The sequence below is a fragment of the Paenibacillus campinasensis genome, from assembly GCF_002272015.1.
Lineage (GTDB): Bacteria > Bacillota > Bacilli > Paenibacillales > Paenibacillaceae > Paenibacillus_AQ > Paenibacillus_AQ campinasensis.
Map to the genome: position 1 here is coordinate 185,123 of NZ_NPBY01000030.1, position 25,516 is coordinate 210,638.

At 57.0% G+C, this 25,516-nt stretch carries 22 protein-coding genes and 1 pseudogene; 5 read left to right on the forward strand and 18 right to left on the reverse strand.

Annotation, left to right across the window (positions count from 1 at the left end; genetic code table 11):
* Positions 1-268 precede the first annotated feature (268 nt).
* The 6 genes from CHH67_RS10115 to CHH67_RS10140 all read right to left on the reverse strand — a co-directional run bounded on the left by CHH67_RS10115 (position 269) and on the right by CHH67_RS10140 (position 6,547).
* The gene (locus tag CHH67_RS10115; protein ID WP_413773637.1) at positions 269-1,780 is read right to left on the reverse strand and encodes a solute symporter family protein; all 1,512 of its coding nucleotides are present in this window, start codon (positions 1,778-1,780) and stop codon (positions 269-271) included.
* Between the two features lie 4 nt (positions 1,781-1,784).
* Complete coding sequence (locus CHH67_RS10120; RefSeq protein WP_095265045.1) at positions 1,785-2,090, reverse strand: DUF485 domain-containing protein; 306 nt, start codon at positions 2,088-2,090, stop codon at positions 1,785-1,787.
* A gap of 270 nt (positions 2,091-2,360) precedes the next feature.
* Positions 2,361-3,161, reverse strand: a complete 801-nt coding sequence (locus tag CHH67_RS10125) for a LytR/AlgR family response regulator transcription factor (protein WP_095265046.1) — start codon at positions 3,159-3,161, stop codon at positions 2,361-2,363.
* The gene (locus CHH67_RS10130; protein WP_095265047.1) at positions 3,148-4,914 is read right to left on the reverse strand and encodes a LytS/YhcK type 5TM receptor domain-containing protein; all 1,767 of its coding nucleotides are present in this window, start codon (positions 4,912-4,914) and stop codon (positions 3,148-3,150) included. Before CHH67_RS10130 ends, CHH67_RS10125 begins: the two co-directional genes overlap by 14 nt.
* 415 nt (positions 4,915-5,329) lie before the next feature.
* Positions 5,330-5,764 carry a threonine/serine exporter family protein gene (locus tag CHH67_RS10135; RefSeq protein WP_095265048.1) on the reverse strand — a complete coding sequence of 145 codons (435 nt, stop codon included), beginning with the start codon at positions 5,762-5,764 and terminating at the stop codon, positions 5,330-5,332.
* Positions 5,765-5,788: 24 nt separating this feature from the next.
* Positions 5,789-6,547, reverse strand: a complete 759-nt coding sequence (locus CHH67_RS10140) for a threonine/serine exporter family protein (protein WP_095265049.1) — start codon at positions 6,545-6,547, stop codon at positions 5,789-5,791.
* 490 nt (positions 6,548-7,037) lie between these two features.
* On the opposite strand from CHH67_RS10140, the gene serS reads away from it, so the two are divergent.
* Positions 7,038-8,339: a serine--tRNA ligase gene (gene serS / locus CHH67_RS10145; protein ID WP_095265050.1), complete on the forward strand. Its 1,302-nt coding sequence runs from the start codon at positions 7,038-7,040 to the stop codon at positions 8,337-8,339.
* A 425-nt stretch (positions 8,340-8,764) separates the two neighbouring features.
* Positions 8,765-9,817 carry an LLM class flavin-dependent oxidoreductase gene (locus CHH67_RS10150; RefSeq protein ID WP_095265051.1) on the forward strand — a complete coding sequence of 351 codons (1,053 nt, stop codon included), beginning with the start codon at positions 8,765-8,767 and terminating at the stop codon, positions 9,815-9,817.
* A 225-nt stretch (positions 9,818-10,042) separates the two neighbouring features.
* On the opposite strand, the gene CHH67_RS10155 is transcribed toward CHH67_RS10150, so the two are convergent.
* The 4 genes from CHH67_RS10155 to CHH67_RS10170 form a co-directional block, all read right to left on the reverse strand.
* Positions 10,043-10,678 carry a nitrite reductase gene (locus CHH67_RS10155; protein WP_095265052.1) on the reverse strand — a complete coding sequence of 212 codons (636 nt, stop codon included), beginning with the start codon at positions 10,676-10,678 and terminating at the stop codon, positions 10,043-10,045.
* Between the two features lie 182 nt (positions 10,679-10,860).
* On the reverse strand, positions 10,861-13,296 hold the full coding sequence (locus CHH67_RS10160) for a heavy metal translocating P-type ATPase (RefSeq protein ID WP_095265053.1): 2,436 nt from the start codon (positions 13,294-13,296) through the stop codon (positions 10,861-10,863).
* A gap of 31 nt (positions 13,297-13,327) precedes the next feature.
* The gene (locus CHH67_RS10165) at positions 13,328-13,528 is read right to left on the reverse strand and encodes a cation transporter (RefSeq protein WP_095265054.1); all 201 of its coding nucleotides are present in this window, start codon (positions 13,526-13,528) and stop codon (positions 13,328-13,330) included.
* Between the two features lie 308 nt (positions 13,529-13,836).
* Entirely contained in the window at positions 13,837-14,157 is a 321-nt protein-coding gene (locus tag CHH67_RS10170) for a metal-sensitive transcriptional regulator (RefSeq protein WP_095265055.1), read from the reverse strand.
* A 313-nt stretch (positions 14,158-14,470) separates the two neighbouring features.
* On the opposite strand from CHH67_RS10170, the gene CHH67_RS10175 reads away from it, so the two are divergent.
* The 3 genes from CHH67_RS10175 (at position 14,471) to CHH67_RS10185 (ending at position 17,319) form a co-directional block, all read left to right on the forward strand.
* Positions 14,471-15,148, forward strand: a complete 678-nt coding sequence (locus CHH67_RS10175; RefSeq protein WP_095265056.1) for a GntR family transcriptional regulator — start codon at positions 14,471-14,473, stop codon at positions 15,146-15,148.
* Between the two features lie 98 nt (positions 15,149-15,246).
* Positions 15,247-16,320 (forward strand): mannonate dehydratase, encoded by a 1,074-nt coding sequence (gene uxuA / locus CHH67_RS10180; RefSeq protein ID WP_095265057.1) that lies wholly within the window; start codon positions 15,247-15,249, stop codon positions 16,318-16,320.
* A gap of 12 nt (positions 16,321-16,332) precedes the next feature.
* Entirely contained in the window at positions 16,333-17,319 is a 987-nt protein-coding gene (locus CHH67_RS10185) for an SDR family oxidoreductase (RefSeq protein ID WP_095265058.1), read from the forward strand.
* A 21-nt stretch (positions 17,320-17,340) separates the two neighbouring features.
* Here the strand turns inward: CHH67_RS10185 and CHH67_RS10190 are convergent, their stop codons facing one another.
* The 8 genes and pseudogenes from CHH67_RS10190 to nirB form a co-directional block, all read right to left on the reverse strand.
* Positions 17,341-17,751, reverse strand: coding sequence for an ABC transporter permease (locus CHH67_RS10190; protein WP_095265059.1), 411 nt, complete (start codon positions 17,749-17,751; stop codon positions 17,341-17,343).
* Positions 17,702-17,971: pseudogene (locus tag CHH67_RS10195) on the reverse strand (helix-turn-helix transcriptional regulator); the annotation flags it as partial. The pseudogene CHH67_RS10195 and the gene CHH67_RS10190, both read right to left, overlap by 50 nt.
* A gap of 125 nt (positions 17,972-18,096) precedes the next feature.
* Positions 18,097-19,407, reverse strand: a complete 1,311-nt coding sequence (locus CHH67_RS10200; protein ID WP_095265060.1) for a 6-phospho-beta-glucosidase — start codon at positions 19,405-19,407, stop codon at positions 18,097-18,099.
* Between the two features lie 52 nt (positions 19,408-19,459).
* On the reverse strand, positions 19,460-20,437 hold the full coding sequence (locus CHH67_RS10205; protein ID WP_095265061.1) for an N-acetylglucosamine kinase: 978 nt from the start codon (positions 20,435-20,437) through the stop codon (positions 19,460-19,462).
* A gap of 111 nt (positions 20,438-20,548) precedes the next feature.
* Entirely contained in the window at positions 20,549-21,472 is a 924-nt protein-coding gene (locus tag CHH67_RS10210; RefSeq protein WP_095265062.1) for an AraC family transcriptional regulator, read from the reverse strand.
* A gap of 231 nt (positions 21,473-21,703) precedes the next feature.
* Positions 21,704-22,474, reverse strand: coding sequence for a uroporphyrinogen-III C-methyltransferase (cobA, locus tag CHH67_RS10215; RefSeq protein WP_095265063.1), 771 nt, complete (start codon positions 22,472-22,474; stop codon positions 21,704-21,706).
* A gap of 80 nt (positions 22,475-22,554) precedes the next feature.
* A complete protein-coding gene (gene nirD / locus CHH67_RS10220; RefSeq protein ID WP_095265064.1) occupies positions 22,555-22,866 on the reverse strand; it encodes a nitrite reductase small subunit NirD in 312 nt (103 codons plus the stop codon).
* Entirely contained in the window at positions 22,863-25,319 is a 2,457-nt protein-coding gene (nirB, locus tag CHH67_RS10225) for a nitrite reductase large subunit NirB (protein ID WP_095265065.1), read from the reverse strand. The genes nirD and nirB overlap by 4 nt, the downstream gene beginning before the upstream one ends.
* Between the last annotated feature and the right edge of the window lie 197 nt (positions 25,320-25,516).

Below are 25,516 nucleotides of genomic sequence, written 5' to 3' on the forward strand. Positions count from 1 at the left end.
TGTTGTACAGACGCTCCGTTCCTGATTATAGGATATGACAAATTCCGTCATAAATAAATATGGAATATTCACTACCCTCTTCCTATGTTCGTTGATTTCTGCTTGCAATGACAAAAAAAGGGCGACTTCACTGCTGCAACAGCAGCAGGAGTCCCCCTTTCTATGTCCTTCATCCGCTTTAAGCCATCTAACGTCGGCATCAGGCACAGACACCTGTTTCAGACTCCGGGCTTCAGACTTCGTGCCTGATGCCCTCTTCTGTCCCCGGTTATGCTCCCGTGTTAGCCTTCACCAGCACCTCGGCGTATTTCGCCTCATCCTTGGAGGAGGAGAAGTACGTTCCGAGATATGCCGCCAGGAAGCCGAGCGGAATCGAGACGATGCCCGGATTGGTCATCGGGAAGATCGGAGTTCCTGTCAGAATGGCCTGACCATTCGGGTCCCAGATGTTCGGGCTGAGCGCAACCAGAACAACGGTGCTGATCAGACCTGTCAGCATGCCTGTAACCGCACCGGTGGTATTGAATCTTTTCCAGAAGACGGTATACAGAATAACTGGCAGGTTCGCGCTGGCCGCCACGGCAAAAGCAAGCGACACGAGGAAGGCAACGTTCATATTTTGCGCGAACAGCGCCAGCAGAATCGAAAGAATGGATACGCCGATGGAGGCGTAACGCGCCATCTTCAGCTGCTCCTTCTCGGAGGAGGTTCCTTTGCGCACGATCTGACCGTAGAAATCATGGGCAAAGGCCGAGGCTGCCGACAGCACAAGTCCGGTAACAACTGCCAGTATGGTTGCGAAGGCGACTGCCGAGATGAGGGCAAAGAGGAAGTCGCCTCCAAGCGCCTTGGCCAGCAGCGGCGCCGCCATATTGCCTGCGGTATCGACCTGGGTAATGTCAGCCGTCCCGACAAAGGCCGCAGCCCCGAAGCCAAGGAAGATCGTCATCACATAGAACAGGCCGATAATCCAGGTGGCGTAGACGACCGAGCTGCGCGCCGTCTTCGCATCCTTCACCGTAAAGAAGCGGATCAGAATATGAGGCAGACCGGCAGTCCCGAGCACGAGCGCCAGGTTCAGCGACAGCGTCTCCAGCGGTACGTTGTACTTGTTCCCCGGGTGGAGGAAGGCCTCCTGCAGCGGCGTCGCCGTCTTCATATGCTCGAACATGTTCGTCAGGCTAAAGTCAAACTTGGCGAATACGATGATGGAAATAATGAACGTACCAATCATCAGCAGAACCGCCTTCGAGATTTGCACCCAGCTGGTGGCATGCATGCCGCCAAATACGACGTAGATCGTCATGAGCACTCCGACAATCAGAACGGACAGCGTGTAATCCAGCCCCAGCAGCAGCTTAATGAGCGCGCCCGCGCCGACAAGCTGTGCGATCATGTAGAAGATGGAGATTGAAATCGTATTGAGCGCAGCTACACCGCGAACTTTCTTATCCGAGAAGCGGGCGGCAATCATGTCCGCCACCGTATATTTCCCGAGATTTCGCAGCGGCTCCGCGACAAGATACAGCACAACCAGATAAGCTACTAGGAAGCCGATGCTGTAGAAGAAGCCATCGAAGCCCACCAGCGCGATGGACCCTGCAATCCCCAGAAAGGACGCTGCCGACATATAATCGCCGGCAATCGCGGTTCCATTCTGCCAGCCTTTCAGGCCGCCGCCTGCCGTATAGAAATCGCTCGTATTCGTTGTCTTCTTGGCGGCATAATACGTGATGATCAGCGTGAGCAGTACGATACCGCAAAATAACGCAATCGCCATACGCTTAAGCCTCCATCTCCTGTTTGATGTCATCCGCAATCCGGTCGAATTGCGAAGCCTTGCGGGTGTACAGAATGCACAGCACCCAAGTCATAATGAACTGGGCGAAGGCAAAGACCCAGGCCCAGGTAATCGGGCCGACTGCCGGATGATTCAAGATGTCCGTGTACGAGGTAAGAATCGGCAGTGCAAAATAAAACAGCATAAAAAATACAGTCATCGGAACTATGAAACGTTTCTTGTGTGTGAGCAGTTTTTTGAATTTGTCGGAATGCCATACTTCCATATAGCTTTTTCCTTTGGTCTCCATTCCATTTCCCCTCCATCCACAGCAGAGTGCGTTTCAATCCAATCAAATTGTAAGCGCTTCAAATTGATTATATACGCGACCTGCTTCGCATACTACCGCCTTTGCGCGAAGCGTCGCCATCTCTGCGCGAAATGCCGTGTACCGCGTGTGGACCGCATCGAGCGGCGACGGATGGTGCGAAACAGCACCGGATCACAGGTGATCTCCGCCTGGGAAGGTAGCCCTTCGGTCATCATGCTTCGGGTAGCCAGGACCGCGCCTCCCTAATCACTAGCTCTCACGCAGCAGCCTGAACAAATCCTTGGCTGCTTCTCTGGACAACGGGATGACCGTCCCATCCCCGTCCTTCAACACGAGGTTATAGGCGCCATTCTGCCACGGCAACAGCTCTGCAATCCGGTCTACGTTCACCAGATAGCTGCGATGCGGGCGAAAGAAGGAATAACCCGCAAGCCGCTCCTCCAGCTCCTGAAGCGTATGCTTGCTCTTGATCTTGCGCCCTTCCGCGGTATGAATGACGATGCTTCGCTCCTCCCGCACCGCGTATACAATCGCTTCCGGGTCAACCAGGACATGCTTGCCTCCGTCATCAAGCAGCAGCTTGCCTCGCATGGCGCGGCCCCGGTTCTCCGCAGGGGAAGGCTCCTTTAACCCGGCCTTGCTTCCTGGATCGGACGGCTCTGTTGGCGAAGGAAGCTCTGTAAACAGGCGGGCGCGTACGCGCTCTAATGACTCCCGAAACCTCAGGTGGCTGTACGGCTTCATTAAATAATCAATGGCGTTCAGGCCGAACGCCTCCACTGCATATTCGTCATAGGCTGTCGTGAACACGATCAGCGGCGATGCAGCTGACGCCTTAAGCATCCGGGCAGCCTGAAGGCCTTCAAGCTCCGGCATATGGACATCGAGGAATACGACATCCGGCTTCCACTGCGAAGCCAGCTCCAGCAGCTCCCGGCCGCTCTCGGCATGCGGAAGCAGCTCGATATCCGGTTCCTGCTGCAGCAGGTAGACCAGCTCCTCTCTGGCCAGCCGTTCATCCTCGGCAATCATCGCTCTAATTCGCTTCAAGGTACTGCCCCCCTTCCGATATGCGGATAGGGATGCGGAACGATATCCCGCAGCCGCCTTCCGCCAGATTTTCGATCATGAGCCGGGTCTCCCGGCCGAACAAACTCATCAGCCGCTGATTGATATTGTAAATGCCGATACCGCTCCCCCCGGCCTCGTGAAGCGGCCGTTCCCCGAGTCGCTCCAGCACGGCCGGCGCGATGCCGCAGCCGTTATCCTCCAGCCGGATGACGGCCATGTCGCCGTCACGATATACCGAGAGCCTGATAATGCCGCCTCTGGCCGTGTGGCGGAATCCATGCTTGATGCTGTTCTCCACCAGCATCTGAAGCGTCGCTGGCGGAATATGAAGGTCCATCAGATCCGGTTCAAGCTCGCTATGGAATGCGAATCGGTGCTCAAAGCGGATCTGGATAATATCCAGGTAGGCGCCCAGAAGCTCCATCTCCTCGCGGATGGTTGTTCTGCGGGATGCCATAACCTTCCCATTCAGCCGCATGAAGGCGCCCAGCTGCATCGTCGCGTGTCTGGCGAGCTGCGGGTCTGTTCGGATCAGCGAATGAATCGCATTGAGGGTGTTGTACAGAAAATGCGGATGAATCTGCGCCTGCAGAAGCTTCAGCTCGGCCTCTTTCATGAGCTTGGCCATGTTCTCGTGGGAAGTCGCGCCCAGCTGATAGGAGATCAGCTGCCCGAGCCCCCTGGCCATGGCCAGCTCGACGCGTCCGATGTCCTGCGGCCGCTTGAAATACAGCTGGATCACGCCGACGATTCTCGCACCTTCCATCATCGGCACGAGAATGGCCGCCCCGAGCGAGGGATGACGGGGCTGAATATCCTCTTCATGCTCCACCACCTGCAGCACGCCGGTGGAGATGACCTGCCGGGCCGGCAGGGACGCTATCGGCTCCCCCGGATCAATCGTCCGGCTCGCCGCTCCGGCATGGGCCAGGAACCGCTCCGTATCGGTGACAGCGACCGCCGTCGTCTTCAGCTCCCGCAGCAGCAGATCGGCGACCGCCTGAGCCGTCCGGTAGGTCAGCCCCTGCTTCAGATGGGGGAGCGCAGCTTCGGCAATATGCAGCGCCTTCTCCGTCTCGTAGGCTGCTGCCCGCTCTTCCTCCGCCAGCGCCACCCGCAGCATCGTCGTGAAGATCGCGATCGCGATGCTGCCTGTCAGCACCATCGGCAGACCGATCAGATCGACCAGTTCAATCGCCTGGGCGGCATCATCCGCGCATATCAGAATGACCCCCATGTACAGCACCTCCGCAAACATGCCAACGAACAGTGCCTTGGCCGGGGAGACAACCCGCTCCTGCGAGAAGAACCGGGCGACGCCACCGGCCAGGATGCCCGTCAGCGGCGCTGCGATCAAGCCTGCGAGCCCGGTGTAGCCGCCCATGTAGAACAGATGCGCTCCGGCCAGTAGGCCGCCGCCAAAGCCGACGCGCGGGCCGCCAATCAATCCCCCGATCACCACGCCGACCAGCGCGGCATGCGCCAGCGCCTGATCCGGCTGAAGCGGGAGCAGCCAGAAGGAGGAGCTGATCTCCTTCCCCTCCACTACGACCCCGGCATAGGTGCCAAGGATGCCAAACAGCCCGAACAGAAAAGCGTTCAACAGCGTCTGCAATCCGGAGATTTCCCGCCGGTCCAGCAGCTGACGAAACAGCGGGATTCTCGTCAATATAAAGGTCAGGATGAGCAGCATGCCCATCCGCTCGAACAGATGCAGCGCCAGCTCCTGCATGGATCATCCCTCTTCCTGATCTGGAGTGGAATACAGCCATCGCCTGAATGATGTCGCTTTGCATAGTTACAGCTTTTTTATATACTCCGAAGCTTGTTGAATGCGGTTACACAACACTTTAAATTACAGATCATTCAGTGCAAGTAGATTATAAGGCACAGCTCCTGATTCAGACAATAAAAAGGAATAATATGAATTCACTGGCAATTATAATGACACCTGACAGGGCATGGGTGGAAGCGTGGATGCGCTATCCCTTTTTCTCATAACTACAGACCTCTTTCCTGTGATAGGGAAATGTAAGTCGAAGCTTGCAAGCCCCGTCCAACGCGAAAAAACCGCATCCCGGCCGTGCAGCCGACATACGGTAAGCTGATGATATCCTATGGACCGAGCTTCCATTCCCGGATTCTCCTCAACGGGTCACCAGCTTCCTCAGAACCTGATTGATCACTTCCGAGAGCAGCAGCCCGAGCGCGATTGCGCCGGAGATCATGAACGCCTGCAGGCCGAGCTGCACCGCCTGGTCGAACTGGTTCTCCGCCACGTTGCGAAGCGCATTGTAGGCCAGCCCCCCCGGCACCAGCGGAATGATGCCCGATACGCTGAACACGATGATGGGGGTCTTATATTTTTTCGCAAAAAAGTGACTGATCATCGTCACGCAGAAGGCCGCCACAACAGTCGCAGGAATCGGATTGACCATCATCTCCTGCAGCCAAATGTATAGAATCCAGCCCACCATGCCTGCAAAGCCGCATTGCAGCAGCGCTTTTCTCGGGGCGTTAAAGATCATCCCGAAGGCCGCGGAAGCGATAAAACTCGTCACGAGGTGCTCCACATACATCATTGCCGCTCTTGCTCCCTTCCTCATTCAATAAAATGACAGCGTAAAGGCGATGCCTGCCCCGATGGCAAAGGAAGTGACAAACGCCTCCGCTCCCTTGGACAAGCCGGATATAAGATGCCCCGCCATTAAATCCCGAATCGCGTTGGTAATGAGCAGACCCGGCACCAGCGGCATGACCGAGCTGATAATGATCGTATCCAGCTGCTGCCCGAATCCGTATTTGACCATCGACACAGATGCGATGCCAATGACAAGCGCCCCGGAAAACTCGGCAAAAAACCGAACCGGGATCACGCGATGCATATATACAAAGCAGGTGAAGCCGAGTCCTCCGGCAATCGCCGAGGGGATAAAGTCCGGCCACACCCCGCGGAACATGAGCAAAAAGCAGCCGCTTGCCAGAGCCGCGACAAGAATGAGAAGCCAGGAGGGATATAGCGCCTCCTCCCGTTCAATCTGCTGCAGCTTCCGGTAAGCCTCCTCGATGGTCAGCTCCCCCATGCTGATGCTTCGGGATACGGTGTTCACCTGCTCGATTTTATACAGGTTGGTTGTCCGGTCCGAGATCCGGATCAGCCGGGTGATATGCTGAGGCTCCTCCACCGAGAAAATAATGCCCGTTGGCGTCATATAGCTGTGGCTGTTCTCCACGCCAAAAGACGCGGCGATCCGCATCATCGTGTCTTCGACCCGATACGTTTCCGCCCCGCTCTGCAGCATGATTTTGCCTGCCAGCAGACATATCTTGATAATCTCATGCTCCCGCTTTAATGAATCGATCAACGCCAGTCCTCCTGATGCATGAATGCTGTTTTCAAACCTCTTTCATTATAGTACAGTATGACCGTTTCCTGAAAGGAATAGCTTCCGCGCTGTCGCGGTCTTGGCCGAGTGGGCTGGCGCTGCCCGGAAGGTTGCGATCTGATCATGAAAAAAGGCGCCCTGCCACTTGAATATATCCCGCCGTTTGCGGTATACTGTACAACAATATCAACATCAGACCGATGAAGAGCATCCAACTCAGAGGTGTTTTCGCCAAGGGGAGTAGATCTGCGTGATGTGATCTGCACGAAGTAAGCCGAGCTATGATCCCCCTAAGTTAACCGGGTCCGCCCGTTACCGCGGATTCAAAGTGGATTGAACAAGGCCCGTCAGCAGATTGACCGGGAGAGCGTTCAATCAATTTGGGTGGCACCGCGAGCGCAACAAGCGTCCCTCGTCCCATACGGACAAGGACGCTTTTTTATTTTCATGAATAAGGAGTGGATCGTCGATGTTGGATATGAAATCGATTCGGGAAAGTGAGCAATATCAGAGACGGGTTCAGCTGGCCGCTGACCACAAAGGCATCAAATTATCGGTCGCGGAGCTGCTGGATCTGGACAACGACAGACGCAGGCGGCTCCAGGAGGTCGAACAGCTGCGCCAGCGGCGAAACGCAGGATCGCAGGAGATCAGTCTGCTCATGCAGCAGGGAGCGAAGGATCAGGCTGAGCTGAAGAAGCAGGAAATCAAACACATCAACCTTGTGCTCGGCGAACAGGAGCAGAAGCTCCGGGAGGTGGAGGCCCGCTTCAACGAAAGGCTGGCCCTCGTTCCGAATATCGTCTCGCCGGATACCCCTGTTGGGGCGTCGGATCAGGATAACGTGGAGGTGCGCCGCATCGGCGAGCCCGCCGTGTATCCATTCCCCATGAGGGACCATGTCGAGCTCGGTGAGCTTCACGGGATGATGGACATCGGGCGCGGCGTCAAAACCGCAGGGTCGCGCGGGTATTATCTGAAGGGAGCCGGCGTGCTCCTGCACCGGGCGGTTCAGCAGCTGGCGCTGGATAGGCTGATGCACAAAGGCTTCATGCTGCTCGATGTGCCGTTGATGGTGCGAACAGCCGCCATGGAGAACACGGCCTTCTTCCCGCTGGGACAGGATCAGGCGTTTGCCATCGCAGACGAAGACCGCTGGCTTGTCGGCACATCGGAGGTGCCGCTGGTCAATTTCTACAGCGGGGAGATTGTTGATGTGAGCGAGCCGCTCCGCCTGACAGCCGCTTCGCTATGCTTCCGGAGCGAGGTTGGCTCGGCGGGAAGAGATGTAAGCGGGCTGTACCGCGTGCATCAGTTTGCCAAGGTGGAGCAGGTGATCCTGTGCGAAGCGGACGAAGAGGTTTCGGAGCGGCTGCTGCAGGAGATTACCGCCAATGCCGAAGAGCTGCTGCAGCTGCTTGAGCTGCCTTACCGCGTCGTGGCGGTCTGCACAGGCGATATGTCGCAGAAAACCTACAAGCAGTACGACATCGAAACGTGGATGCCAAGCCGCCAGGCCTATGGCGAGACCCATTCGTCCTCGAATCTGCTCGACTTCCAGGCTCGCCGCTCGAACATTCGCTACCTCGATAGCGATGGCCAGCTGCGCTATTGCCATACGCTGAACAATACGGCGGTTGCCTCGCCGCGCATTCTGATCCCGCTGCTGGAGAATCATCAGCGGGAAGACGGGTCGATTTATATCCCGCAAGCGCTGCGTCCCTATATGAACGGAATAAAGGAGCTGACAATACAGCATCATAACGACTGACATTTAGGTATCACAGAGTATACTGTCAACCCGATATCACGATCCATCGGCCTTCTGGGTGCTGCTATCCCCTGTTTTCTAAGTCAGGTTCCTGAATAAGGGCTGTTCTTTCATTTGTTCCTGTGAAAAAGTAAGGATATAATAGCGATACAGTGGGCTCTGCGCTTTCTGCTTCTACTGGAGCCAATACGCTGCATGGCCCTCCTGTTTCGCCAATCGCGGCCAAACCGCGGCGTTGGCGACGCTGTATGTTTCTATAGCTTGGTCTGCTCGAGCAACAACTGGCCACCCATGCCAGTCAGATGAGCGCCAGGCTGCTATAGCACTTGAACAGTCCGCTTTCATTCCACTGCAGGACGGTGAATGACGGAACGGTATGGATACATTGATGTCCGCCCACTTTATGATTAAGGAGGCATATCCTAATGTCAGAACCCGAACAACAGCAGCACACCGCTCGTCCCAAACAGCTTGGCGACGTTCCGATCTCCATCCTGGACCTTGCATCCATCACAACGGGAAGCACCGCAGCGGTCTCGCTAAGACATACACTCGACCTGGCCCAGCATGCGGAGAAATGGGGCTACCACCGCTACTGGCTGGCCGAGCATCACAATATGCCAGGCGTAGCCAGCTCCGCCACATCGGTGGTCATCGGCTATGTGGCCGGCGGAACCAGCACCATCCGCGTCGGATCAGGCGGCATCATGCTGCCTAACCATGCTCCGCTGGTTATTGCCGAGCAGTTCGGCACACTCGAATCTCTATATCCGGGCCGCATCGACCTCGGTCTTGGCCGCGCGCCGGGATCAGATCAGTTGACCGCCCGTGCGCTGCGCCGCGGTCCTGGCAGCGACGGACAGGACTTCCCCGATCGCCTGGGCGAGCTGCGCACCTACTTCAACCCGATATCCGGCTCTTCCATGCGGGTAAGAGCGATTCCGGGTGAAGGACTCCACATTCCGATCTGGCTGCTTGGCTCCAGCGGCTTCAGCGCCCAGCTCGCTGCACAGCTGGGTCTGCCGTTTGCGTTTGCCAGCCACTTTGCACCGGATTTCCTGCTGCAGGCTTTGGATTTGTACCGCAGCTATTTCCGCCCATCCGAGGAGCTGGCGAATCCGCATGCCATGATCGGCGTTAACGTCATCTGTGCTGATACGGATGAGGAAGCTGAGCGTCTGGCAACCTCAGCTTACCAACAGTTCCTGAATATTATTCGCGGGCGCACCGGTCAGCTGCAGCCTCCGGTCGACAATATGGAGGAACTGTGGTCGATACAGGAGCGGGCCATTGTGAAAGGGCAGCTCAGCTTCTCTGCCATCGGCAGTCCGAAGACCGTGCGCGCCCAGCTCGAGCAGTTCCAGCAAATGACGAATGCCGATGAGATTATCGTGGCCTCGGCAATCTATGATCACGATGCCCGCCTGCGCTCCTATGAGCTGCTTGCTGACATTACGGGGATTAAACCCCAGGCATAAACGTAAACCCAAGCGATAGCCCCGGTCCAGCACACCGCATATGGCGGATTCAGCTGCTGTCTTGCAGATAGCCGGGGCGTCCACCGTTCCAACAGCCAAAAAGAGCGATCTGTCCTGCGGCATCTAGCCGCCACAACAGATCGCTCTTTTCGTACTTCACAGCTGCCAATAAGCTCGTCCTATACAGGAGTGATGACAGGGCGAGAAGAATCTATAGCCTCGCAGTTAAACGGCCTCCAGTTCGGCCTGCGTCAGCTCGCGCAGCTTCTCCACCGTCATCCGCTCCACAAAACGGGAATACTTCTCCTTCTTCTTGCCGGCTTCCTGATATACCGAGATCAGCCGCCGAATGACAGGAACCAGCTGCCGGGAGGATAGCCCGGAATGCAGCTGCTTGGCAATACCGGCCTTGAGCCCACGCGGTTCACCGCCGACATAGATGTCATAACCCTCCCGAATCTTCACGACGGCAATATCCTTAAGCAAAGGTTCGCTTGTCCCGAGCCCGCATCCGGCGTACCCAATCTTGAGCGGATTCGGTACGGGATGATCTGCGATGGCCTCATCCAGCATCAGGGCAACATCCAGTCCGGAATCCTCAGCCCCTCGGCAAAAGTTGCAGGTGATCAGACTTTTGGATACAAAGCCTGCCGGATGAATTTGCAGCCCCGTCTCCTTAAGCTGCACCTCCACCTCCTCGATCCGTTCTTCGTCCATCTCCACGTACAGCTGCTTAAATGTGGTCAGCTCGATGCGGGCGTTCTCTCCCACAATGGAGCCCAGCACGGCCAGCTGCTCCGGCTTGAACAGCGTTCCGCCGACCTCAAATCCCGGCGTTACCGCAAATTTTCGCATAGCCACTTCTTCTCACTCCCATTTCAACGTTCAAGCTTGCCCCATTCTGTATTCCGGCCAAATGATTATCCCCCGGACCACTTGCCTTAACCGTCAGCGCCTTCGGCTTCTCATGACTCTCCTACCATCCGCTTTCAGGCCACCCCGCTTGTTCCGGGCGGTGCGATACGTTCATACGAAGGTGTGCATTATACCTTCATTCGCTGCAGGCGGAGCGCATTCAGCACCACCGATACGGAGCTTAGTGCCATCGCCGCCCCGGCAACCCAGGGTGCAAGAAGCCCGATGGCGGCAATCGGGATGCCGAGCGAGTTGTAGGCCAGCGCCCAGAACAGGTTCTGCCGGATATTGCCCATCGTCCGGCGGCTCATATAGATGGCATCCGGAATGCTGCCCAGATCGCCCTTCATCAAGGTGACGTCTGCCGCCTCCATGGCGACATCCGTGCCTGTGCCAATCGCCATGCCGATATCGGCCACTGCAAGCGCCGGAGCATCGTTGATGCCGTCGCCGACCATCGCCACCTTCCGGCCTTGCTGCTGCAGCTTTTTCACCTCATCCGCCTTGCCTTCGGGAAGAACCTCTGCCCGCACCTGATCGATTCCGGCCTGTGCAGCAATCGCCTGAGCGGTGCGTTCATTGTCGCCGGTAATCATAATGACCTCGATCCCCATCTGCTTCAAGCGCGCCACCGCCGCCTGCGATGTCTCCTTGATCGTATCGGCCACTGCAACCAGTCCGGCATATTTGCCATCGACAGCCACCAGCATGGCCGTTTTGCCCGCTGACTCCAGCTCGGACATGCGGCCCAGCGCGGGTTCCACGGAGACATGCTTCGCGGCCATCAGCCTTCTTGTTCCGGCCAGCACCTCTCTCCCGTCGACGACCGCACGGATGCCGTGACCCGGAATCGCTTCAAATTGCTCTGCTTGCGGCAGCTGCACCCCCGCGGCCTCAACTCCGGCCACGATCGCCTCGGCAAGCGGATGCTCCGAGCCTTTCTCCGCAGCCCCTGTCAAACGGAGGAATGCCAACTCCTCCATGCCGTATGGCTCCACGTCGGTCAGCTCCGGAGTTCCTTTCGTCACCGTTCCCGTTTTGTCCAGAATGACGGTATCGATCTTATGCGTCGCCTCCAGATGCTCGCCGCCCTTGAACAACACACCGAATTCGGCGGCCCGGCCGGAGCCGGCCATGATCGAGGTCGGTGTGGCCAGGCCCAGCGCACAAGGGCACGCAATCACGAGAATGGCAATCGCGATCTCCAGCGCGTGGGCAAAGTCGCCCGGCGCAGCCCAGAAATACCATACGATAAAGGCAAGCACGGCAATGCCGACAACAATCGGTACGAAGATGCCCGAGATCACGTCCGCGATCCGCTGAATCGGCGCTTTAGAGCCTTGGGCCTCCTCCACCACCTTGATAATTTGAGCCAGGGCGGTCTCTTTGCCAATCTTGGTGGCCGTAAACGTCAGTCGCCCATTCTTGTTCATGGTCGCCCCGATCACCGTGTCCCCGGCTTTCTTCTCCACCGGTATGCTTTCACCTGTCAGCATGGACTCATCCACAGCCGACATGCCGTCCACGACCCGGCCGTCCACCGGAATTTTCTCGCCGGGCTTCACGATGACCGTATCGCCAACCAGCACCTGTTCCACCGGAATCGTCATTTCCTGGCCGTCCCGGACGACCAGCGCCGTCTTCGCTTGAAGCCCCATCAACGCTTTAATCGCTTCCGAGGTCCGTCCCTTCGCCAGCGATTCAAACAGCTTGCCCAGAATGACCAGCGTGATCAGGATGGCACTTGTCTCGTAGTACATCGCCGGCCCATGATGGGCTGAAGCGCCCGCCATTGCCCAATCCAGCGTCAAATACAGGCTATAGAAATACGCCGCCGATGTCCCGAGCGCGATCAGCACATCCATATTGGCGCTAAGGTTCCGAAGCGCCTTGTAGGCGCCGACGTAAAACTGCTTGCCGATATAGAACTGGACCGGAGTGGCCAGCGCCAGCTGGAACCATGGGTTCATGAACAAGTCCGGCATCCAGATCCAGGAGGTGAAGGAGAAATGCGCAACCATCGCCCATAGCAGCGGCAGCGACAACACGGCAGACAGAATGAACTTCCGCTTCTGCATAGTCATCGCCTGCTCCCGGTGATCCTGCCGCCCTTCAGCCTCCTGCTTCGGCACGGCCTGATAGCCGAGTTTCTCCACACGCTGCTGGATATCCTGGAGTGACACCTCCGCCGGATTATATTCCACCCGAGCCGTCTCCATGGCATAATTGACGGTGGCCTCCTGCACGCCCGGCATCCGGTTGACCACCTTCTCGATCTTCACGGCGCAGGCTGCGCAGTACATGCCTGCCAGCTGCAGATCCGCCGTTTCCTTGGCAGTGCCGTACCCGAGCTTCTCGATCTTCTCTTCCATCTGCTGTACCGTCACAACCCCCGGATCATATACGACCGCTGCTTTCTCCAAGGCAAAATTAACGCTGGCCTCCTGCACCCCTTCCATACGGGAGAGCCCCTTCTCAATCCGGTTCGCACAAGCGGCACATGTCATGCCGGTAAGCTGCAGCGATGTCTTCTTATAATCCTTGTCGGCTGCATCTGTTCCCATGCCGATTCACCCCATTTCTTCGCTGTTGTCGTTAACGCACGGTATAGCCTTGCTCCTCGATAACGTTCTTGATCGTATCCAGATTGATCTTATCCGGGTCATATTGTATGGAGACCGTCCCTGTCGCCAAATCAACCGTGCCTTGTACATGGTTTGCCTTCAACGCGCCCTCAACCGAGCTCACACAATGGCTGCACGACATGCCCTCTACCCTGATTGTTGCCTGTTCCACCGTCAATCCCTCCTCTTTTTCTAATTTTGTTGTTGAATTTAGAATACCCCCCTACCCTATATTTCGTCAATGAATTTTTCATACTTGGGCTGAAAACAACGATGCCCGCTGCTACAGACCAAGAAATAACCTCCAATCACCACCGTACGCTGCCGGGACGTTTCTAGCCCAATCTCAAGTCCGCCCATATGCGGACTTGAAGGAATCCATCCTGCGCTGCCGGTTCTGTGTTCCTTCCCATGCGCTGAACGAAGGCTGCCCACAGAACCGGCTTCAGCCCGCGCGGCAGGCTGGAAGCCAGCCTTTGTTTATTTCATCAATTTGTTCATCGTCGTTAACAGTTCCGTGATGACTTCCTCGTCACCCTCCTGCAGCCGCTCTACCACACAGCTTTTCATATGGTGCTCCAGCAGCAGCTTGCTGACCCCGTTCAAGGCCGACTGTATGGAGGAAATCTGGTTCAGAACATCGTCACAATACGTATCCTTCTCGATCAGGCCCTTCACACCGCGAATCTGGCCTTCAATCCGGTTCAATCTGCTGATCAGATTGTTCTTCGTCTTCTCGGAATGGTGACTCTTCCGCTCACTTGTTACCGCGCACTCATGTGTATGGCTCTCTGTTGACATTCCCTTTCCCCCTTGGTCCTTGGCTTGGCATCGGCCTCGATTATCAATTCAGCAGCACAACAACCGATGATGCCGTCCCGTTCTTGTTATCTCTAGTATATCATATAGCCCCCCACCCTATAAGAGTGGATCGCCATCATTTTTTGTCATTTGTTCCGTTGTCATTGGTTCCCTTTCTCAATGGTCAGGTTCATTCGATATGCTTCAGATCACGCAGTATTCATTCCCTCCTCGGAATGTAAAACGCTTTAAAATTTTTGTTCCATACTACCATACAAGTATGGTAGTATGGAACAAAATAGGAGGTGATGTCATGGTTGAATCCTGGCGGTCACAACCGGGCTCAGCGGGGAACAACGTCTATTCCCGTCTCAAGCAGCAAATTGTCAGCTTGGAGCTGCCTCCCGGAACCGCTTTATCCGAGAAGGAGGTTTCGCTTGCCTTCGAAGTTAGCCGCACGCCGGTTCGGGAGAGCTTCGTTCGGCTCGCCCAGGAAGATCTCGTCGTCGTCCTTCCGCAGCGGGGCACGCGAGTGTCGCTCATTGACCCGGACCTGGTAGAGGAAGCCCGGTTCATGCGCGAGCAGCTCGAGAAGGCCGTCGTCCGGCTCGCCTGCGCCGAGTTCCCGGCGGAGCGATTGGCCGAGCTGGATGCCAATCTGTCCGCTCAGAAGCATAGCATCGAGAAGCATGACGGCCGTGAAATGTTCGAGCTTGATGAGGCTTTTCACCGGATTCTATTCGAGGGCTGCCGCAAGCAGGGAACGTGGAGCGTGCTGCAGCAGATGAATGCCCATCTGAACCGGAGCCGGATGCTGTGGTTGTCCACCGATCCGCACTGGGGTCAGCTGTATGAACAGCACCGTGAAATTACGGAGGCTATCCGGCGGCAGGATGCCGATACGGCCGAACAGGTGATGCAGCATCATCTCAGCCTCATGATCTCTAATCTGACCGTGCTTCGAGAGAAGCATCCCGATTATTTTAAATGACGTATTTTGAATTGCCTTCCGGAAACAAGGAAGATATATAATCTTTACTTAACTTCAGGCTGTATACATCTTTATCCTGTTAAAGGCGGTGGACAATTTTGCGTATGGTATTCAGATGGTTCGGCGAGGGCAACGATACTGTCACGCTGGATCAGATCAGACAAATCCCCGGGGTAGAAGGCATTGTATGGGCGCTTCATGACATACCGGCCGGGGATGAATGGCCGCTGGCACGCATCGAGGAGGTTCGGGATCAAGCCAAGCGCTACGGACTTCATATCGAGGTTGTGGAAAGCGTCAATGTGCATGAGGACATCAAGCTCGGGCTTCCGTCACGGGACCAGTACATCGAGAATTACATCCGTACGATCGAGAAGCTGGCCAAGGTCGGCGTCAAGGTCATCTGCTACAATTTCATGCCTGTATTTGACTGGGCGCGCACCGAGCTGTTCAAGGAAATGGAGGATGGATCAACCTCCCTCTTCTTCGAAAAATCCAGAATCGACGGCATTGACCCGATGGACCTCGTCCGAAACATCAGCGAGAACAGCGCGCTGACGATGCCGGGCTGGGAGCCCGAGCGGCTGATGCATCTTACCTCCCTGTTCGAGGCCTATCGCGGCGTAACCGCCGACGATCTGTGGCGCAATCTGGACTATTTTCTACAGGCCGTCATTCCGGTTGCGGAGCAAAACGGCATCCGCATGGCGATTCATCCGGATGATCCGCCTTGGTCGATCTTCGGGCTGCCCCGCATCATTACGGGACAAGAGAATCTCCGCAGATTTCTGAGCCTGTACGATAGCCCGGCCAACAGCATCACCCTGTGCAGCGGCTCCCTCGGAGCCAATCCGGACAATGACATCATCTCCATGATTCATGAATTCCATGACCGCATCCCGTTCACGCATATCCGGAATGTGCGCGTGTATGAGAACGGCGACTTCATTGAAACCTCTCATCGGACACAGGACGGAACCGTCGATATTTCCGGCATCGTCAGGGCGTATCATGAGAACGGCTTTTCCGGCTATTGCAGACCGGATCACGGACGCCATCTGTGGGGCGAAAAGTGCAGACCAGGCTACGGCCTGTATGACCGTGCCCTCGGCATCATGTACTTGTGGGGCCTGTGGGACGCCTACCGCAGGAATGAATCCGCTGTGAAATAAGGAGGAATCACAATGAGTTTGCATGAACAAACATCAGGTCCGGCCCATCACGCAGATGACGGGCGCGAACCTTCCGCAGGAGCGCACCATGTCAGCCCAGATCAGGGAGGCGCAGGCAGCCATGCCGGCCTTGCTGAGCAGGAGGCTCCCGCTCTCCCGCTGCACCCGTCGCTAGCCGGCAAAACCGCCGTCATTACCGGCGGCTCCGGCGTCTTATGCCGTGCGATGGCGCTTGAACTGGGGCGGCAGGGTGTGAGCGTCGCGGTGCTGAATCGCACCGTAGAGAAAGGCCAGCAGGTCGCCGATGAGATCAAGACCGCTGGCGGCAAAGCGATTGCGGTCGCTTGTGATGTCACCGATGTGAACAGCGTCCGGCAGGCGCAGGCCGCGGTTCTCGAGGCCTTCGGCCCCTGCGACATTCTGATCAACGGAGCTGGCGGCAACCGCAAGGATGCCAACACCACCCATGAGATTTTCCGGCCGGAGGATATGGGGCAGCCGGATGTCACCACCTTTTTCGGACTGAGCATTTCCGGGTTCCGCGACGTGTTCGACCTGAATTTTATCGGCACGATGATCCCGACCCAGATATTTGCCGAAAGCATGGTGGACCGCCCGGGAGCAGTCGTCCTGAACATCTCCTCCATGAGCGCGCCAAGCCCGATGACCAAGGTTCCGGCCTACAGCGCAGCCAAAGCAGCGATCAACAACTTCACACAGTGGCTCGCTGTTCATCTGGCGGAATCCGGCATTCGCGTCAATGCGATCGCACCGGGATTTTTCCTGACCGAGCAGAACCGCGACCTGCTTCTTCAGCCGGACGGATCACTGACAGACCGCTCCCGCAAAATCATCACCCACACCCCGATGAGACGGTTCGGTGTTCCCACCGATCTGCTCGGCACGCTGCTGTGGCTGGTCGATAACGATACGTCCGGCTTTGTGACCGGCACGGTCATTCCGGTTGATGGCGGTTTCATGGCCTATTCGGGGGTATAGCGCTAGAGCTGCTTTTGGCCGCTACTGCTTCCGTAAGTAGACGTAGATCGTTAGCGGAGCAAAAATACCGAGCAGCAGCAGGCCGACCCCGAGGCCTGCCGCCTTATCGGCAGCACTCGCCGTGCCGTGAAGCAGTCCCCGCGTCAAGCTCACGGCCACGCTGATCGGATTCCAGTCAATCGCCATCATAAGACCGCTCGGCATCGTCGAGGTGTCAACAAGCACATTGCTGGCGAACAGGAGCGGATAGACCACCATCATGCTTGTGCCCGATACCGTCTCCGGCCGTCTGACCGTATTGCCGACAAACGCGAATACCCAGCTCGTGCAATAAGCGAAAAGGAGGACGTAGATCAGTGCAGCTACCGCACCCGGGATGCCGACTTCCGGACGAAATCCGAGTGCGAGTATAGATGACCGACAAATCGTCAACCGAGAAGTGCTGCCTCGTCAGATAAAATCCATCCATCAGCTCAAATCCTCCGTCTGCGCCGGTGAATGATGCAACCGGAATACCGGCCTGATTAATCAACTCCACGTCACGGTAGACCGTGCGTACCGATACTTCAAATTTGGCAGCCAATGTCGCTGCGGTCACCCGCTTCTTGGCCAGCAGTTCCAGCGTAATTCCAAGCAAACGATCCAGTCTCACGGGCATCCCTCCTTCGGTTGGTGAAGTGTGGGTCATCTGCTATCGATCCTAAACGAATAATCCTGACAACAAGGCTGTCAGGATTATAATCGGTCATAATTCATTTTTTCTTCGCTGTTCGTAAACTACGCTTGATAAAAGGCCGGCAAATATTTCTTGTTCGCCTCCAGCATCTCATCCAGCAGCTTCTTGGCCACGGTGACCGACGGCACTAACGGATGGTGCACCAGCGCCTGCAGCGCTATGCCCCGGTCTCCTGTAATCGCCGCCTCGATGGTCAGCTGCTCGTAAACCTTAACCGCATGCATCAATCCTTTGACATGCTCCGGAACATGCTGTGGCGCAAGCGGAATTGGCCCTTGTCCGGTCACCACACAGTTGATCTCGATGCTGGCATCCGCAGGCAGAAAGTCATACATCGAGCCGTTGGATACGTTCAGCGTCTGAATGTCATGCCGGTCGTTATAGATGGAGTTCATCAGATTGACAGCCGCTTCGGAATAGTAGGCACCGCCCCGCTGCTCAAGCTGCTTTGGCTTCTCCGCCAAATTCTCGTCCTTATACAGCTCGAACAATTCCTGCTCAACCCGGCTGACGACATCCGCCCGGGTGCCATCCTTCGCAAGCGATGCCTTCATATCAGCCAGCATCTTGTCAGTCATATAGAAGTACTTCAAATAGTAGGTCGGGATCGCACCAAGCGATTGCAGAAACTCAGCATCCCAGCCGAGGGTCGGCACATTACGGGCCGTATAGGTCTTGCCCCCGTCCAGGAGCTCCGGCAGCTTCTCCTCCCCATTTACGATAGCCGAGGTAACCCAGTGCAGATGGTTGATGCCGACAAATTCAGCGAGCACGTCCTTCTCCGGCACGCCGTATTCCGCCGCCAAGAACTTCTGGAAATTGATCGGGGAGTTGCACAGCCCGACCGACTTCACCCGGCTGTGCTTGGCAACCGCCTCCGTCACAATACCCGCCGGATTCGTAAAATTGAGCATCCATGCGTTCGGCGCCAGCTCCTCGATATCCCGGCAAATGTCGAGGATGACCGGCACGGTGCGCAGCGCCTTCATCATGCCGCCAGGTCCGGTCGTTTCCTGCCCGATCACATCATGCATGATCGGAATATGCTCATCCAGCTTCCGGGCGGCCAGCAGACCGACCCGCATCTGTGTCGTAACGAAATCCGCCCCTTCAATCGCCCGTCTCCGGTCCAGCGTCAGATGGACCTCGATCGGCAGCCCGGACTCCTTCACCATCCGCTTCGCCAGATTGCCGACGATATCCAGCTTATGCTTGCCCTCTTCAATGTCCACGAACCACAGCTCGCGAACCGGCATTTGATCATAATGACGGATAAAGCCCTCCACAATTTCCGGCGTGTAGGAGGAGCCTCCTCCGATCACCGCTATTTTCAAGCCCGACGAATGCTTCACGTCAAATCGCCTCCCATGATTGTTCCGTTCCCTAATATGGCCTCAGATTCCCTCATACGCTCTCTTCATCAAACACAAACGCTTTAAGCCTGACTTCCGTCTCCGGTTTAATCGTCCGCCCGTCCGCTTCCATCGCACACATCAACGCCCCTACAACCGGGTCAGATGTCAATCGGACACAGCGGGCGCCCGGGGCCCGTTCTGCCACCACCCGCTCGATGGCGCTGGTCAGTATCGAGCTGTTCGGACGATTCAGCACGCTGCCGATATACACGATGTCAAAGATCTCCTGCGTCATGTCCAGACGCCGAACAAGTGTACATACGGCGTTGGCCAGCTCTTCTCCTTCGCTGACCAGAATTCGCGTGGCCACCTCGTCGCCGGCCTCGGCCGCTTCGAATACGATTTTCACCAGACTCGGAGGAATCGAAATGTTGCCGTACAAGACATCCTCATACATCGGCTCCACCTCGTCATAGCCGAGATGCCGGAGCACCAGCGGCGTGAGCAGCGTCTTAGGCCCCCGCCCATCCCAGGCGCGAATGACCGAGCGAAATGCCAGCTGGGCAAAACCGGCCCCTCCGGCATAGCCGTCTCCGTAGACAAAGCCGAATCCTCCGTATTGAAACTCCTCGCCCGCCCGGTTTCGGGCCGCACTGTTAAATCCCGTACCGCAGATGATTGCCGCGCCGTATGGCCGGCTGGTGCCTGCCCGCATGCCGATGATCGTGTCGCAGGCGATCGCATGCCGCGCATAGCCAAGACGCGCTATCATCGGACGCAGAATGGCAAAGTCCGCTTCACGATCCGCGCCGGCGAGCCCAAAATACGCATAGCTGATCTCTTCCTGAGCCGCCCCGGCCGACCGCAGCGCTGCCTCACAGGCCGATTGAATGTTGCGCTCCGCCTCGCGAGTCGTCTGATGATTGCCGTTACCGGACATTCCCTTACCTACAATATTCCCATTCTCATCGCAGATGACCGCGTGCGTCTTGCTCCCCCCGGCATCCACTCCCAGATACAAACTCATCGTCTCACTCCTACCGCCGCCCTTGGGCTGCGTCATGTGGTGGTATACGTTTACCATACCGCTTGCAGGGCGGTTCCTTCTACCGCTATACCACCGGGGAGTGATACAATCTTACTGTTTATCAGGTGGAGACAATTGGGGACCGGGATAACCCCCTGCCCCCGTATAAGCGCGTTCACGAACCTCGCTCGGCGAAGCCCCGATATGCAGCTTGAACAGCCGGTTGAAATTGGACAGATTGCGAAAACCGCAGCTTTCAGCGATCTCGATAATTTTATGATCCGTTGTCTCCAGCAGATGAACGGCATGAGTCAGCCGAAGCTGGATCAAATAATGATGCGGCGACGTTCCGACTACCTGCTGGAACAGCGCGCTGAAGCGGGATGGGCTAAGATGCGTCAGATCGGCCAGCTCGCGCAGCGTCCACCCGTAGGCAAAATGTAGCTCCATCGTCCGCAGCACCTCCTTGAGCGCATGCATTCCGCGAACAGGAACCGGAACTCGCTGCTTCTCCTGAGCCGGTGCCGTGAGATGGCGATTCGCCAGGCTCAAGAAGCGGATCAGATCCGAACGAATCAGGCTCATAAAGGACGTCCCCTTGATGCGGTTCTCCTCCATCATCCGGCTGAACAGCAGCACCAGCTCGTCATATATCGGCGAGTCGGCATTCACGACATGCGGGAAACGCGTTCCCAAAGCACGAAACGGCAGCAGCAGATCCGGATCATATTTCAAATCGATAGCCAGCAGCGAAGGCTCGAACATCATCACGTCCATCACCAGGTTGTCCGTTTCGTAGGCCCGGTGAAGATCATTGCTGTTGATCAGAATAAGGTCGCCCTGTTTGAACGACAGCCTCATCCCATTGATCACAATATAGCCCGTGCCGCTGCGGATATAATTGAGCTCCAGCGCATGATGCCAGTGAAGGCGCTGAGCCCCGATGAAGATCCCTCTCGTGGTGGAGGCTGTGAACGGAAATGCAGCATGGGTAAATGCAATCTGGTCAGGCAAAATGCTTTGCGGGCGGTCCATTGCCGGCACCTCCTGGATTATGAATATTCACGAAACCATTCAATTACCCCCATCCTACCACGCGACTTCAAGAACCGCCACGGATAATAAATGCAATTTACCAGGCGCGATAGCACCTCTGCCGGGAAGCAGGCCTGCAACAAAAAGCAGGCCATGCCCCGCCGCATGACCTGCCTCTGAACAGCCTTGAGAATTTGACTTAACCTAAGATTCGGCGAGCGTCCCCCGCCATTAACCAATTCGCATGGACGCAGCGCTCTGCAGCGCTGCGACCTGCTCCGGAATATGGGCTACCTCACCGACTACGATCAGCGCCGGATTGCCCAGCTTCACCTGCGCAGCCACTTCCTGCATATCCTCCACGGTACACAGGAAGCTCCGCTGCAGGTGGGTCGTTCCCTGCTCAATGAAGGCAACCGGGGTCGCACCAGGCTTGCCATGAAGCAGCAGCTGCTCCCGGATGAACGGTATCTGCTTGACGCCCATATAGATCACAAGCGTATCCACACTGTGCGCCAGCAGATCCCACCGGACCGGCGTACCATCACCGTGACAGCGGCTGCCTGTCACACAGGCGAAGGATGCCGCCACACCGCGGTGGGTTAGCGGAATGCCCGCCGAAGCCGCCGAGCCGATGGCGGATGTAATTCCGGGGATGACCTCATGCGGAATGCCGTAGGCGGCAAGCGCCAGCACCTCTTCCCCGCCACGACCGAACACGAAGGGATCGCCGCCCTTGAGCCGGACCACCCGCTTGCCCTGCAGCCCATAACGGATGAGCAGCTTGTTGATCCCCTCCTGGGGCACCGCATGCTCCCCCGGGGCTTTGCCGCAGTATATGCGGATCGCCTCTGGCGGCGCATAGGACAGCAGCTCTTCATTGACCAGCCGGTCGTACAAGATCACGTCGGCCTCCTGTATACGTTTCAGCGCCTTCACGGTGATGAATTCCGGATCCCCCGGTCCCGCTCCAACGATACTGACCCTGCCTGTTGTCCGCATATGGCGCACCCCCTGTAATTGTCATTCATGAAGCTCCAGACCGTTCTGTTAAGCGCACGCGCGCGGCACCTGCATCCGGTCTAGAGGACGATATAGACCGAACCGCTTGTGCCGTCAATTTCCGTCCGGGAGGTCGTAATGCATCCGTCATCCGGCTCGTACACGCGCCCGCTGGCCAGGTCGATCTTCCAATCGTGCAGCGGGCAGTGCACCGCCGTTCCGCATACCATGCCCTCAGACAGCTTGCCGCCTTTATGCGGGCACCGGTTCTCCACCGCTTTTACGCTGCCGTCACTGAGCTTGAATAACGCAATTTCCGTATCCTCGATACGAAGCGTGCGCGCGCCTTTGGGATCGATATCCTCCAGATTCGCAACAAATATTTTGCTCATGACCTTCTACCTCCCAAGGTTTCACCGGCACCTGCTCCGGCTTCAGCCAGCGGCATGAAGTTCTTGCGCAGTTCCGGATTCTCGATGATTTCTTTCCACGGATCGGTTGTCCGGCTCAGCGTCTCCTCGATCCGGGATACGAGCGCCTGACGGTCTTCCTGCTTCTCGAGAGCCGCCTTGATGGCATCAAGCCCCACCCGTTCAAGCCAGACCGAAGTCCGCTCATTCCAGTTGGCCGTCTCGCGGTAGTACTGCAGGTAGGCTCCGGTCCATTCCATCACTTCTTCCTCGGTCTTCACCGTGCAGAGCAAGTCCGCTGCCCGGACCTTGACCCCGCCATTGCCGCCGACGTAGATTTCCCAGCCGCCGTCAATCGCAACCACACCGAGATCTTTAATCGTGGCTTCCGCACAGTTGCGCGGACAGCCCGATACCGCCAGCTTCACCTTCGCAGGGGTGTTGAGACGCTCGAATGCTTTCTCCAGCTCAATGCCCATCCCGATGGAGTCCTGCGTGCCGAATCGGCAGAAGGTCGAGCCCACGCAGGTCTTCACGGTCCGAAGGGTCTTGCCATAGGCGTGGCCTGACGGCATGTCGAGCTCCTCCCAAATCTTCGGCAGGTCCTCCTTCTTCACCCCGAGCAGGTCCAGCCGCTGTCCGCCTGTGAACTTCACCATCGGCACATTGTATTTCTCCGCTACCGCCGCGATCTTCTTCAGATCAGCCGGTGAGGTTACGCCCCCGTACACCCGCGGCACAACCGAATACGTCCCATCCTTCTGAATATTGGCGTGGTACCGTTCGTTCGTGAACCGCGACTCCTTCTCGTCAGCGTACTCTGCTGGCCACAGCATGCCCAAATAGTAGTTGAGCGCAGGGCGGCATTTCGAGCAGCCTTCGGGCTCGCTCCAGCCCAGAACGTTCATCGTCTCCTTGACACTGAGCAGGCGAAGCTCCTTGATGCTGGATACAATCTCATCCCGGCTCAGTGACGTGCAGCCGCAGATGCCCTCCTTGACCGGCTCACCGGCCATATCCCCGCCGTAGAGCTGAAGCAGCCCTTCCACCTCCGGTCTGCAGCCGCCGCAGGAGGCCGACGCCTTAGTGCAGCCCTTGATCTTTCCTACCGTGTGATTGCCGTCGGCAATCGCCTCGACGATGCGCCCTTTCGTCACACCGTTGCAGCCGCATATAATCTCATCCTCCGAGCAGGACTCAAGCCGGGCGAGCGGCGACAGCGAGGACTGTCCGGTCTGGTAGCCGAGCAGCAGCTCCTTCTCCCGTCCCGCAACAGATTCGCCGCTCTTGATCAGGGAGAATAAGGATGCACCGTCTGACGTATCCCCGAACAAGACGGCGCCGATCAGCCTGTCGTCCTTGAGCACGATCTTTTTATATACACCGTCAATGTCATCCTGATACCGCAGCGAGCGGGTGCCCTCCGCATCATTGAACATCCCGGCAGAGAACACATCCACACCCGATACCTTGAGCTTGGTCGAAGTGACCGAGCCCGCGTATCCGTCTGTGTCCACGCCGGCCAGGCGTTTGGCCAGCACAGCCCCTTGCTCATACAGCGGCGCGACTAGCCCGTAGGCAATCCCCCGATGCTCTGCACACTCCCCGACCGCATACACGCCCGGAGCGCTTGTCTGCAGGTAATCATCCACGATAATGCCGCGGTTGACCTGAAGCCCGGCCGATTTAGCCAATTCCACATTCGGCAGAATGCCAACGGCCATCACCACCAGATCGGCCTCCAGCCTGCTCCCGTCCGCGAACTCCAGCCCCTCAGCCCGGCGCCTGCCGATAATCGCAGCCGTCTGCTTCTCCATCAGGAAGTTCATGCCTTGTTCTTCCAGCTCGCGGCGCAGCATTTCGGAAGCCGGGGCATCCAGCTGGCGATCCATCAAGTGCTTGCCAAGATGGACCACCGTGACGTCCATGCCCAAGTTCAGCAGGCCCCGCGCCGCCTCCAGTCCGAGCAATCCGCCGCCGATGACCGCCGCCTTCTTGTATGACTTTGCCGCCTCGATCATTTTGTTGCAGTCATGGATGTCCCGAAAACCAATCACGCCTTCCTTCCGGGCGCCCGGGATGGGAAGGATGAACGGATTCGAGCCCGTTGCGATAATGAGCGCATCATACGAGGCCTCGACACCGGATTCAGAGATGACCTTGCGGTTGTCCGTATCAATCCGGACAGCGGCATCTCCTTTATATAACTGAATGCCGTTCGATTCGTACCAATCCAGATCATTGATTATGATCTCCTTCATATCCGTGCCGCCCGCCAGAACCTTGGAGAGCATAATCCGGTTATAATTCGGATAAGGTTCCGCGCCAAATACCGTCATCTCATACGCTCCGGGCGACAGCTTCAGCACATGCTCAATCGTTCTTACGCCCGCCATCCCGTTGCCAACCAGCACTAACTTCTTAGGTTCGTTCATCGCAGGTTCTCTCCTTTTCGGCTATGTTCAGGGGTGAAAAACAACAGAAAAAGCCCGCATTCGCCAAGAAAAAAGATCCATCATCTCTCTTCTGATCTGGCGAAGGCAGGCTTCGTTGCCGCTTCTACCCGGACACACCGTTGTATCCGTGAACAATGTTTTTATGGTTTTATTGCTCTTAACTATATAAGACGCCG

Excerpts from the sequence above, each read along its gene's own strand:
- CHH67_RS10115 (WP_413773637.1), bottom strand. The coding sequence starts at position 1,780 with ATGGCGATTGCGTTATTTTGCGGTATCGTACTGCTCACGCTGATCATC.
- CHH67_RS10120 (WP_095265045.1), bottom strand. The coding sequence starts at position 2,090 with ATGGAGACCAAAGGAAAAAGCTATATGGAAGTATGGCATTCCGACAAA.
- CHH67_RS10130 (WP_095265047.1), bottom strand. The coding sequence starts at position 4,914 with ATGCAGGAGCTGGCGCTGCATCTGTTCGAGCGGATGGGCATGCTGCTC.
- CHH67_RS10135 (WP_095265048.1), bottom strand. The coding sequence starts at position 5,764 with ATGATGTATGTGGAGCACCTCGTGACGAGTTTTATCGCTTCCGCGGCC.
- serS (WP_095265050.1), top strand. The coding sequence starts at position 7,038 with ATGTTGGATATGAAATCGATTCGGGAAAGTGAGCAATATCAGAGACGG.
- CHH67_RS10150 (WP_095265051.1), top strand. The coding sequence starts at position 8,765 with ATGTCAGAACCCGAACAACAGCAGCACACCGCTCGTCCCAAACAGCTT.
- CHH67_RS10160 (WP_095265053.1), bottom strand. The coding sequence starts at position 13,296 with ATGGGAACAGATGCAGCCGACAAGGATTATAAGAAGACATCGCTGCAG.
- CHH67_RS10170 (WP_095265055.1), bottom strand. The coding sequence starts at position 14,157 with ATGTCAACAGAGAGCCATACACATGAGTGCGCGGTAACAAGTGAGCGG.
- CHH67_RS10175 (WP_095265056.1), top strand. The coding sequence starts at position 14,471 with ATGGTTGAATCCTGGCGGTCACAACCGGGCTCAGCGGGGAACAACGTC.
- CHH67_RS10185 (WP_095265058.1), top strand. The coding sequence starts at position 16,333 with ATGAGTTTGCATGAACAAACATCAGGTCCGGCCCATCACGCAGATGAC.
- CHH67_RS10205 (WP_095265061.1), bottom strand. The coding sequence starts at position 20,437 with ATGAGTTTGTATCTGGGAGTGGATGCCGGGGGGAGCAAGACGCACGCG.
- CHH67_RS10210 (WP_095265062.1), bottom strand. The coding sequence starts at position 21,472 with ATGGACCGCCCGCAAAGCATTTTGCCTGACCAGATTGCATTTACCCAT.
- cobA (WP_095265063.1), bottom strand. The coding sequence starts at position 22,474 with ATGCGGACAACAGGCAGGGTCAGTATCGTTGGAGCGGGACCGGGGGAT.
- nirD (WP_095265064.1), bottom strand. The coding sequence starts at position 22,866 with ATGAGCAAAATATTTGTTGCGAATCTGGAGGATATCGATCCCAAAGGC.
- nirB (WP_095265065.1), bottom strand. The coding sequence starts at position 25,319 with ATGAACGAACCTAAGAAGTTAGTGCTGGTTGGCAACGGGATGGCGGGC.